Source organism: Shewanella surugensis (assembly GCF_023284005.1).
Classification (GTDB): Bacteria; Pseudomonadota; Gammaproteobacteria; order Enterobacterales; family Shewanellaceae; genus Shewanella; species Shewanella surugensis.
On sequence record NZ_JAKIKS010000169.1, the window covers coordinates 1 to 8,742 of the forward strand.

General features: G+C 41.4%; 11 protein-coding genes. 8 read left to right on the top strand and 3 right to left on the bottom strand.

Features of this window, described 5'->3' with window-relative positions; all coding sequences use genetic code 11:
* Positions 1 to 223: 223 nt before the first annotated feature.
* Both L2764_RS24305 and L2764_RS24310 read right to left on the bottom strand, forming a co-directional pair.
* On the bottom strand, positions 224 to 1,258 hold the full coding sequence (locus tag L2764_RS24305) for a phage integrase (protein WP_248942951.1): 1,035 nt from the start codon (positions 1,256 to 1,258) through the stop codon (positions 224 to 226).
* A complete protein-coding gene (locus tag L2764_RS24310; protein ID WP_248942952.1) occupies positions 1,258 to 1,911 on the bottom strand; it encodes a helix-turn-helix transcriptional regulator in 654 nt (217 codons plus the stop codon). The genes L2764_RS24305 and L2764_RS24310 overlap by 1 nt, the downstream gene beginning before the upstream one ends.
* A gap of 341 nt (positions 1,912 to 2,252) precedes the next feature.
* Here L2764_RS24310 and L2764_RS24315 point away from each other — a divergent pair, with 341 nt between their 5' ends.
* From L2764_RS24315 to L2764_RS24350, 8 genes are all read left to right on the top strand, one after another.
* The gene (locus tag L2764_RS24315) at positions 2,253 to 2,777 is read left to right on the top strand and encodes a phage regulatory CII family protein (protein WP_248942953.1); all 525 of its coding nucleotides are present in this window, start codon (positions 2,253 to 2,255) and stop codon (positions 2,775 to 2,777) included.
* Between the two features lie 26 nt (positions 2,778 to 2,803).
* On the top strand, positions 2,804 to 3,250 hold the full coding sequence (locus L2764_RS24320) for a hypothetical protein (RefSeq protein WP_248942954.1): 447 nt from the start codon (positions 2,804 to 2,806) through the stop codon (positions 3,248 to 3,250).
* A 69-nt stretch (positions 3,251 to 3,319) separates the two neighbouring features.
* The gene (locus tag L2764_RS24325; RefSeq protein WP_248942955.1) at positions 3,320 to 3,565 is read left to right on the top strand and encodes a hypothetical protein; all 246 of its coding nucleotides are present in this window, start codon (positions 3,320 to 3,322) and stop codon (positions 3,563 to 3,565) included.
* 1 nt (position 3,566) lies between these two features.
* Positions 3,567 to 3,821 (top strand): hypothetical protein, encoded by a 255-nt coding sequence (locus tag L2764_RS24330; protein ID WP_248942956.1) that lies wholly within the window; start codon positions 3,567 to 3,569, stop codon positions 3,819 to 3,821.
* Entirely contained in the window at positions 3,821 to 6,166 is a 2,346-nt protein-coding gene (locus tag L2764_RS24335; RefSeq protein ID WP_248942957.1) for a replication endonuclease, read from the top strand. The genes L2764_RS24330 and L2764_RS24335 overlap by 1 nt, the downstream gene beginning before the upstream one ends.
* Positions 6,153 to 6,395: a hypothetical protein gene (locus L2764_RS24340; protein ID WP_248942958.1), complete on the top strand. Its 243-nt coding sequence runs from the start codon at positions 6,153 to 6,155 to the stop codon at positions 6,393 to 6,395. The genes L2764_RS24335 and L2764_RS24340 overlap by 14 nt, the downstream gene beginning before the upstream one ends.
* A complete protein-coding gene (locus L2764_RS24345; protein WP_248942959.1) occupies positions 6,392 to 6,574 on the top strand; it encodes a hypothetical protein in 183 nt (60 codons plus the stop codon). The genes L2764_RS24340 and L2764_RS24345 overlap by 4 nt, the downstream gene beginning before the upstream one ends.
* Positions 6,571 to 6,798 (top strand): DUF7415 domain-containing protein, encoded by a 228-nt coding sequence (locus L2764_RS24350; RefSeq protein ID WP_248942960.1) that lies wholly within the window; start codon positions 6,571 to 6,573, stop codon positions 6,796 to 6,798. Before L2764_RS24345 ends, L2764_RS24350 begins: the two co-directional genes overlap by 4 nt.
* A 97-nt stretch (positions 6,799 to 6,895) precedes the next feature.
* Here the strand turns inward: L2764_RS24350 and L2764_RS24355 are convergent, their stop codons facing one another.
* A complete protein-coding gene (locus L2764_RS24355; RefSeq protein WP_248942961.1) occupies positions 6,896 to 8,239 on the bottom strand; it encodes an RICIN domain-containing protein in 1,344 nt (447 codons plus the stop codon).
* Positions 8,240 to 8,742 lie beyond the last annotated feature (503 nt).

The window sequence follows — 8,742 nt, forward strand, 5'->3', positions numbered from 1 at the left end:
GTCGCCACTTTGTCGCCATTCAGATGTGACAAAGGGTTAGCCTTTCGGCTAACCCTTTGTTGTAATTGGTGGAGGCGGCGGGGCTCGAACCCGCGTCCAAAAAGCCTACATTCTTTTTGATGTGTATCTATATCTAGTTTTTACTTTAAAAATAAATAGTTAACAATGGTATGTGTTAGTGGTTGTTAATATTTGTAAGTGTTCGCCGCCACTTTGCCGCCATTTAGTCAGAGGGTGTTAATAGCTTCGATATAGGGTTTTTTGTGATCGCATCATCTAAATGATCTGGGGAAAAGTGAGCATAACGCATGGTATCTTTTATATCAGAATGGCCAAGGATTTGCTGCAACACTAAAATATTGCCCCCATTCATCATGAAATGACTGGCGAAAGTGTGACGTAAAACGTGAGTCATTTGTCGGTCTGGTAGCTGCAATTTAGTTCGCTTTATGGCTTGTTCGAATGATCTTCTGCATGGTCTAAACAATTGACCTCGTGCTTTGGGAATTTCATTGGCTAATGATTGCGCTATTGGAACGGTGCGATTCTTTTTGCCTTTGGTTTTTACAAAGGTAATTCGATTATTCGTGACTTGGCTACCTTTTAAGCTTTCAGCCTCAGACCATCTAGCCCCTGTAGCCAAACAAATTTTAACAATTGTGGTTAGGTGTTCGTATTTTGCATTAGCACATTCTGTTAATACCATGGGGATTTCTTCAGGGTATAAGAATGCTAGTTCGGTGTCTTCAATTTTGAATAGGGGGATAGCTTCGAGTGGATTGGGGTGTGACCATTCACCGAGTCGCTTTAATTCGGAAAAGACAGCATTAAGGTAAGCTTGTTCATGATTTATGGTGTTGGGTTTAACTTTTTGTTTAATGCCTCTGGCATCGGCTATTTCACCATCAAGTCGCATTTGGCGATAATTAGCAAAGTCATTGACGGTAATTTTGCTGGCAATGGGATCTTCCATGCCAGCACAAATCATGTCTAATTTACGTAATCTTTGTTCAGGCTTGACTAACTGTTGACCATGAAGTTCATGCCAGCGTTGAATAATTTCTGATAAGCGACGATTATCAACCTTTTCACCCAACCAGGGCTTGTCGATAACTTCATTCATCGTAAATCTTTCAAAAGAAACTGCTTCACCTTTTGTGGCGAATTTCTTGCGAATGCGTTTACCCGTGCGGCCGTTTGGGTAGCATTCACATAGCCAAGGCTTATCGCTGCCGTCTTTTAGATTACGTATAGACATTATTTACTTGTATCTAATGTGGCGACGACTTTTCCTTTAATCGTGGTTTCGTTTAAATCAACGGGATATTTGTCTCCATCTTCAATTAAGTAAATCTTACCGTCTGGGAGTGTTTTAAATTCACCAATTTGATAATGTTTATTTACATTAAATAAAAATACGCCTTTGAATACTTCTGTTTCATCAATATCAATAAAGTGTGTTTTAGTGCCGCTTTTTATTGCTAAACAACTTTCTTTTTTTAACTGATATGTAGTAAGTATTTCTTCGTCAATGCGGATTGTAGAAGGTTCAGAAAGGTAACCAGATTCTAAAGTTTTAAACTCGACTAATGGCGTCTTTTCAATAATGACAGGTTCATCATTGAATACAGGTTTTTCCCCGAAACATAAAAATTCTAGCCGAGCATTTGTTGCCAAACTTACTCTGATTAGCATTTCATAAGGTGTTGATTTTCTTGTTTGCCATGTAGACATTGTGCCAGTACTAACGCCAATACAGGACGCTAATTGGGGTCTAGTCTCAACGCCGTACACCACCAAAAGACGATCTAATATCGCTGACCCACCATCATATTTGTATGGATCGGGCTTTTTATTCTTGACGAAGTCCATCATTTGATTGATACTCTCACCATCACTTGTAGTTACCAACCTGTAACACCACAATACAGGCTCTATATAAAACGCACTTAAAAATAAGGATATCATCAAATGACTGGATTATCACTACACATTGACGCACCTTTCTTATCATATGAAGAGTATGCCCGCCGCACTGGTACCACAGTTGATAACGTTCGTTATCTCGTCCGTGAAGGACGACTACCAATCAGACCTAAAGTAAAACCCGCAGAACGTCCATATATCAATATGTTAGCTTTGATGAAAGAAGCGAGTGACCTCTGTTTATTTCGATAATCACAACATGACAATTTGTACCATTTAACTCGTCATTTGACGAATCAATACTAGCAAAAGGGAGTTTTGCGACCATGTATAGTCCATCAAATTGTAAACACCTTCATGTGATGGGGGCCTATCGTCAGTTTGCCAGTGCAGAGAATTTAGAAGATGTAGCAGATAAGGCGCATTTTTATCGTGCTCAAATGTTGCGAAATAAATTATGTATCGGGCAACCGCATCAACTGACAGTCGATGAGTTAGTCAATGTAACGATAGCAACAGGGAATCGCTGCATTATTGACGGTGTGTTATTAGAACTTAAGTGCGCACCTTCAGTATTAATTGATCATTTGCAGTCGTCAGAGAAAGTCGCGTTAACGGATCGTGCTTTAGAGATTAATGCGAATGCGGCCACGCTGGGAAAATTAGCATTAGATGTCAAAGTGCAAAAGCGAGTGACAGAGCGGATGCGTCATGAAGTTATGAATCGCGGCACAAAAGTAATGACTGAACTCGCCATCTTTATGCATGAGATTGAACAACGCTTTCAAAGTGTCCCAGTGCTATCGGTCGCGTCTGATGTCATGCAAGCATTGCCGATGCCAGGTTTATAAATTCAAGCTATAGAAGGAAAAACCGCATGAAAAACCAATTAATGGAAGTGAAAAAATCAAGCGCCGCGCAAATAGCGATTGCTCAAATGCGTGAGCGATTAGGTTCAAGCAGTGTGGCCCGTCGTTATAACCAGCTTAACCGTCAGCAAAAGTCTATGGCGCTATTTGGCGCCAGATTAAAACCCGCCGCGTTTATTAGTTATTCGTTCGAGCATTTTGATTGTGATCAGCGTGAAGCCATTCGTGGTGCAATTCTCGCCATGTTCGGCGTAAGTAAAAGTTTTAACTCGTTAGCAATGACCCGTGATCAGTTCAAGCAAGACAGCGGGGCAAATGATGTTGATAACGAAGATAACGAAAGCGTCGATGACTCGCTGGATGCCATCACGAAAGTGACTGCCAGTTTAACGGAGCAATTTGAAACCGCCGCATTACAAGCCAAAGCGGCAGAAGCTGCTAAAAAAGTGCAATAAAAAAGCCATTTCCTGTTCAAGCAAGAAATGGCTCTATCAATAATCATTTTTATCCGACTAAGGAAAGTTATGACTGAATCGACACCCCAAAGTGTATCAATATCTTATGCACTATTACAACAAGCTAACCAAATAATTAAAACCTTCAACACTGACAAAAAACAATTATCTGAAATAGTTATTGAAAATACCTTAGAAACATTACACGCCACTGCCGAAGCGCTCGATCTTCCCGTTGCGGCGTACCTTATGTCACGCATGGTTGAATTCAGAGACCTGTTCGAATTAACCCCAATTAATGCAAAGGTGGCGTGATATGGCAAAAGAAAAGAAGCGTTCTCCTGCTTACTTGCATTTACAGCGTCATTTTCGCAGTTATAAAACAACGTTGATAAAGCATAGTCAAAGCTCATCATTTTCACGCCCAGTTGAAATGCGCCTATCTAATCAAATTGGGGCGCTTGAATGTCTATATTGGCAAGCTTTGGGCAATGGTGAAAGGTTATTAGCTCAAGGTATTCGCCGCTTTATTGAAAAAGCCAAGGCTCATTTTAATATTGTGGGGCTTTGATGGACTTAAGTCAGTTGTCCCTAAGCGCCGAGGATTTACTCTCGGCGCTTTTTATTACCGAGCATGATAAAAACGATTTAGCCTGGGCGCGCACTCAATTGAGTGATGTGCCCGATCATGTTGCCAATCACTTTTTTAAGCAGTGGGTTAGTCGCCGCTTAAAATATCAACACAGCACCAAAAGCAAAACCAGTAGTGCCAATATTTGGCTACGCAAGCAAGTCGAAACGCTAAGACCCGTTTTAACGCAATTTCCTTTGCCTCTGCATCTGATGAATACTGAAGAACGCCGAGTCAGTGTCGCTAAAGAGTGGTCGAGTCGTTGTGCAACGCTACTTAATAAAATGACGCCCGATAAAGGCGAAAGTGTTGATGCGCGCGAGTTAATTAATTCAGTTAAAAGCCCTGCTGATATGTGGGGCTTTACGCCTGTATTACCTAGCTTTAAACATTACGCTAAACGCAAGGCGGCGGGGGAGTTTGATACTGATCCCGCCATGTATGATGCAATCAGTAAAATCATTGTACGTCTTGTTGATGATAAATGGTGGGCTAGAAAGTTAGAGCGCGCCTACCGTCAATATTTAGAACATATTGCGATTATCATAGGGCGAGTTCGTAAGGGGGTATCGCCTTATGTCAGTTATCAATGTTTACTGGATTTCAAGGCCCGTAAAAGAGCCCAAGCGCTTTGGCTTGAGCAAATGGAAGTGGTTAATGAAGAACAAGAATTAACACTGACATTAAGTGAAGCGGTAAAAGCGTCTATTTCAAATCCTAAAAATCGCCGCGTTGAACTCATGGTGCGGATGCGTGGCTTTGAAGATTTAGCCATGGCTAATGGCTATGTCGGAGAGTTTTACACTATTACGGCTCCGTCGAGTTATCACGCCTATACCGTTAATAAAAAAAGTAAAGCGATAGCCAATAAGAAATACAAAGGCACCAACCCTAAGCAAGCGCAAAAACATTTAACGAAACAATGGGCGAAAGCTCGCAGCCAGTTAAAACGTGATGGGATCACTCCCTTTGGTTTTCGTGTGGTTGAACCCCATCATGATGGCACCCCACATTGGCATCTATTGTTATTTTTTAAACCTGAGCAGCTTGAAGCGGGGCGTGAAGTATTACGTCACTACGCCACAGAGCATGATAATGATGAGTTAATTAATAATGAAAATGCCCGCTTTGATTACAAAACCATTGATCCAGAAAAGGGTAGTGCTACCGGTTATATCGCTAAATATATTGCTAAGAATATCGATGGTGAGTATGTCGATGATGATTTCGAGGCTGAAACCTCGGGCGAGCATGGTGCGCAAGGTGTCGCAGCTTGGGCGAGTACGTGGAATATTCGCCAGTTTCAGCAAATAGGTGGGCCCTCGGTCACTATTTGGCGTGAATTACGGCGACTTGATGAAGCATTAGAACACGATGAGATTTTAGAGCGTGCCCGCGCTGCCGCTGATAATCCCAACTGGCAACGTTATGTTGAGGTTATGGGTGGCATTGAATGCCTGCGTGCTGATAGACCGATTGTGCTGGCTAAGGTGGTTAATGAAGCGGCGAGCCAATACGGTGAAGACATCACTAAAATCATGGGCGTGATGTCAAAGGAGAATCACACACCAATACATACCCGCTTAGACGGCTGGAAAATACGCCGCGCACCCTCTAGCACTCAATCAACTCATACAGATGACGACAAGAGCGTCAAGGCTGTTGCTGTTGCCTTTGATGTGTCTTGTGATCTTGCTTCTAAGAGTGGCGACAGCCGCGACCCTTGGAGTACTGACAATAACTGTACTCCCCTTATAAATCAAGAGGATACGTTAAAGGTGACAGCGCGTAAGTATGGTATTGATGATTTTCACTTTGATCGTCTTCAGGCTGGTGCCACTGTCGAAACCAATAAATACATAATCAATATTAAAAACAATCAGATAGTAAGAGTTAAAAAGCGTAACATAGCCAAGACGCGTGAAGAAAACGGTTGGCGTGAAGGTGAGCAGCTTATCGCGCTGCAGCAATATCATGATCATGTTGCCAATCAAGGAGAGGTGGATAAAGACCTGCGCCGCCAAGCATGGGACTTACTGACTAAACAACAGGCGAAGCAAAAAGCGGATCCATCGAATGCTAACGTCAGCATTAATGCTTGGCTAGCGAGCCTAGCGCCCAACTTACATCGCCGTGCCCTCGCTCAACTGCAAGAGGTAGTTGATTTGCAAGCCTATGAAAACAGCTTCAGTAAAAATCAGCCTGATGATACTCATGTCGATTATTGGGCTGATAATTTCGAGCAATATCATGATGACACGGAGAGCATGTATGAGCACTTTTAATCACCAGGCACCGAATAACTCGGTTGTGCAAGCAGCGGAGGATATCGCCGATAAAGCCGAACATTTAGCCCGGTATTTACGTTGCAAAGATAAGTTAAATACATGCAGTCGGCCAATGATAAAAGACTGGTTATCAAGACTGAGTGAGATTGAGAGCGAGCGCTGCCGGACAACGTTGAATAATTTAGTTGATGCAAGAAAAGAAAAAAGACAAGGAGTGAAGTTATGAGCTCAAATCAGAAAGCGGGACCAGGATTAAAACCCATCGTTAAAACGCACATTGCATGGTGGGTGCCTGTTTATGTCAATACGCTACATTTCATTTGTCGGGTCATGGGAACAAAACCTGATCCAGTAAAAAAGAGAAAAATCATTGCCAAGGGGATTAGTTGGGAGCGTATTCAATGAGTGAATTAAAGAAAGTGGATTGGAACCAGGCATCTGATCTAGGTTTGATAGAGCGGATAAATACCGAGATATTGCACCCGCTAGGCTTAGCGATGACTCGAAACCCTGAAACGGGGATTTCAACTTATTTACTGGTTGCTGATGTTCAGCATTTTGAATATGCAGCAGAGATAGAATCAAAGCTTAAACCGATTCTATCTAAAGATGAAATACATAGAAAATAGCGAACTTAACATAGCTTCTTGTTATGCGCGCTTGACTAATGTTTTTAGCTAAAGTGCTGTACAAAAGTATTATGTAACAAGTAACTTGACCTATTTTCTAAGCGGGGAGCATTTTCCATAAAAAATTATCTGTAGTTGGCATGTTTCCCTGACAAGCTTCGGCACCATTATCCATGCTGGCACCATAGATATTAAGGTATTGTCCGCTGCTTTTAACCTGAAGTTGAACATCGCCATCTTGTTGAGAAATAATTTTCCATAGAAAATTATCGGTAGTTGGAATGCTTCCCTGACAAGCTTTGGCAGAATTATCCATGCTGGCACCATAGATATTAAGGTATTGTCCGCTGCTTTTAACCTGAAGTTGAACATAGCCATCTTGTTGAGGAATTATTTTCCATAGAAAATTATCGGTAGTTGGCATGCTTCCCTGACAAGCTTTGGCAGCATTTTCCATGCTTGCACCAGAAATATTTAAGTACTGTTCGCTACTTTTAACTTGCAGTTTTATATTATCTACGAGAACCTGAATTCTCGAAGAAAAGTATCCTAGGGTGTATGAGCAGGTAATTGCGTCACTACAATCTTGTATTCCACAAACCGCATGGGCTAATACTTGTATCATCATAGCTGCTTGACTAAAATCACCATTAATTGGCTTAAAGGCAGAGTTGAAGTATGTTGGATTAAACCAGATTGTTGTTGAATTAAGGTATGTATATGCAATACCTACACCTATCTGAGTCGCATTGATTGTCAGAGAAAATGCACTATCCTCCATTCCCGCCTTCATATCCGAGTAGTACCCACTAGCCGTCATTTTGTTTTCCAAAGTAGCATCAACTTTAAAGGTATTCTTAAATATAGTATCGCAATCATTACGAGTTAGTACTGAGATTGAACATAATTGGGAACTATAAGCATTGGTCCAAGCATTGCCAACCGCTGTCTGCTGAGCTGTAGTTCCACCCACTATCGTCGGCGCAGTAGCCACACCAACGTCATCTGCATTAACAGCAGTAAAGTTATCCTTCACTCTGTGTCTCATTCCTTCGGTTTCCCTGGAAGACCCCCCCCCTTCAACAATCTCAAACCTAGCTGAAACACTTGATGCAATAGAGGTGTTATTCGGCTCGTCTGCCGTTAAAATTTTAAACTGAGTTTCTATTTCATAGGTGCCCAAGTTTTCAATAAAGTAAGCATCGCTCAAATCAAAATCAGCAGTAACTGAACCGCCTGCAGGAACTGACATATATGAATTACTTGAAGGAGTCGGCGGATGTAATACAAACTTGCCATCATAGGAGATAGTTTTCTCTGAATGTATCACCTTAAAACAATTGCTATTCAATCCTTCAAGAGGCGTTTTCCAGATTAAAACCTTTTGCTCCTCAGATGTTGTGTTTGTAAGAGTAAATACTCCCGATAATTTATCTCCCATTTGTATAGTCTTTGGTAGATCGAGTTTCATATTAAAAATTATGGACACCATTTTTTCCTTTTTTTATATTGATTAATGTCATAGGCTGTTTTTATTGCCTATAACATGCGGTATGAGACCACTAGTGGTCTTTATTACGACTATATCTTTATTATTTAGTGGCTTAATAACACCCCGTTCGGGTGTGATTAGGCCAGTGCGTTGCTATTTAACGGTAATTAGTCAATATTAAGTTAAATATAGTGCAAGTAACGAGTGATCACCTTGTAGTGGCAGAGTCATTTTTGCTTTTTGCATAAATGAGGTTGGTATGATGTTCGGGGGAAGGTTGCTCTACCAGTGATAATTATCCTTATCACTGGTTTTTCTATTCGAAAATGTACAGAAGTTAAGTGAGCGTCCGGCGAACTACGCCTTGCTTAGATTAACATGCCAAGGTAAGAGACTATTGAGATCACAGTTGGGGGGAGATAGCTGTTCCAAGCAATGTTCGATGTAATCGA

Excerpts from the sequence above, each read along its gene's own strand:
- L2764_RS24350 (WP_248942960.1), top strand. The coding sequence starts at position 6,571 with ATGAGTGAATTAAAGAAAGTGGATTGGAACCAGGCATCTGATCTAGGT.
- L2764_RS24305 (WP_248942951.1), bottom strand. The coding sequence starts at position 1,258 with ATGTCTATACGTAATCTAAAAGACGGCAGCGATAAGCCTTGGCTATGT.
- L2764_RS24345 (WP_248942959.1), top strand. The coding sequence starts at position 6,392 with ATGAGCTCAAATCAGAAAGCGGGACCAGGATTAAAACCCATCGTTAAA.
- L2764_RS24330 (WP_248942956.1), top strand. The coding sequence starts at position 3,567 with ATGGCAAAAGAAAAGAAGCGTTCTCCTGCTTACTTGCATTTACAGCGT.
- L2764_RS24320 (WP_248942954.1), top strand. The coding sequence starts at position 2,804 with ATGAAAAACCAATTAATGGAAGTGAAAAAATCAAGCGCCGCGCAAATA.
- L2764_RS24355 (WP_248942961.1), bottom strand. The coding sequence starts at position 8,239 with ATGGGAGATAAATTATCGGGAGTATTTACTCTTACAAACACAACATCT.
- L2764_RS24335 (WP_248942957.1), top strand. The coding sequence starts at position 3,821 with ATGGACTTAAGTCAGTTGTCCCTAAGCGCCGAGGATTTACTCTCGGCG.
- L2764_RS24315 (WP_248942953.1), top strand. The coding sequence starts at position 2,253 with ATGTATAGTCCATCAAATTGTAAACACCTTCATGTGATGGGGGCCTAT.
- L2764_RS24325 (WP_248942955.1), top strand. The coding sequence starts at position 3,320 with ATGACTGAATCGACACCCCAAAGTGTATCAATATCTTATGCACTATTA.
- L2764_RS24340 (WP_248942958.1), top strand. The coding sequence starts at position 6,153 with ATGAGCACTTTTAATCACCAGGCACCGAATAACTCGGTTGTGCAAGCA.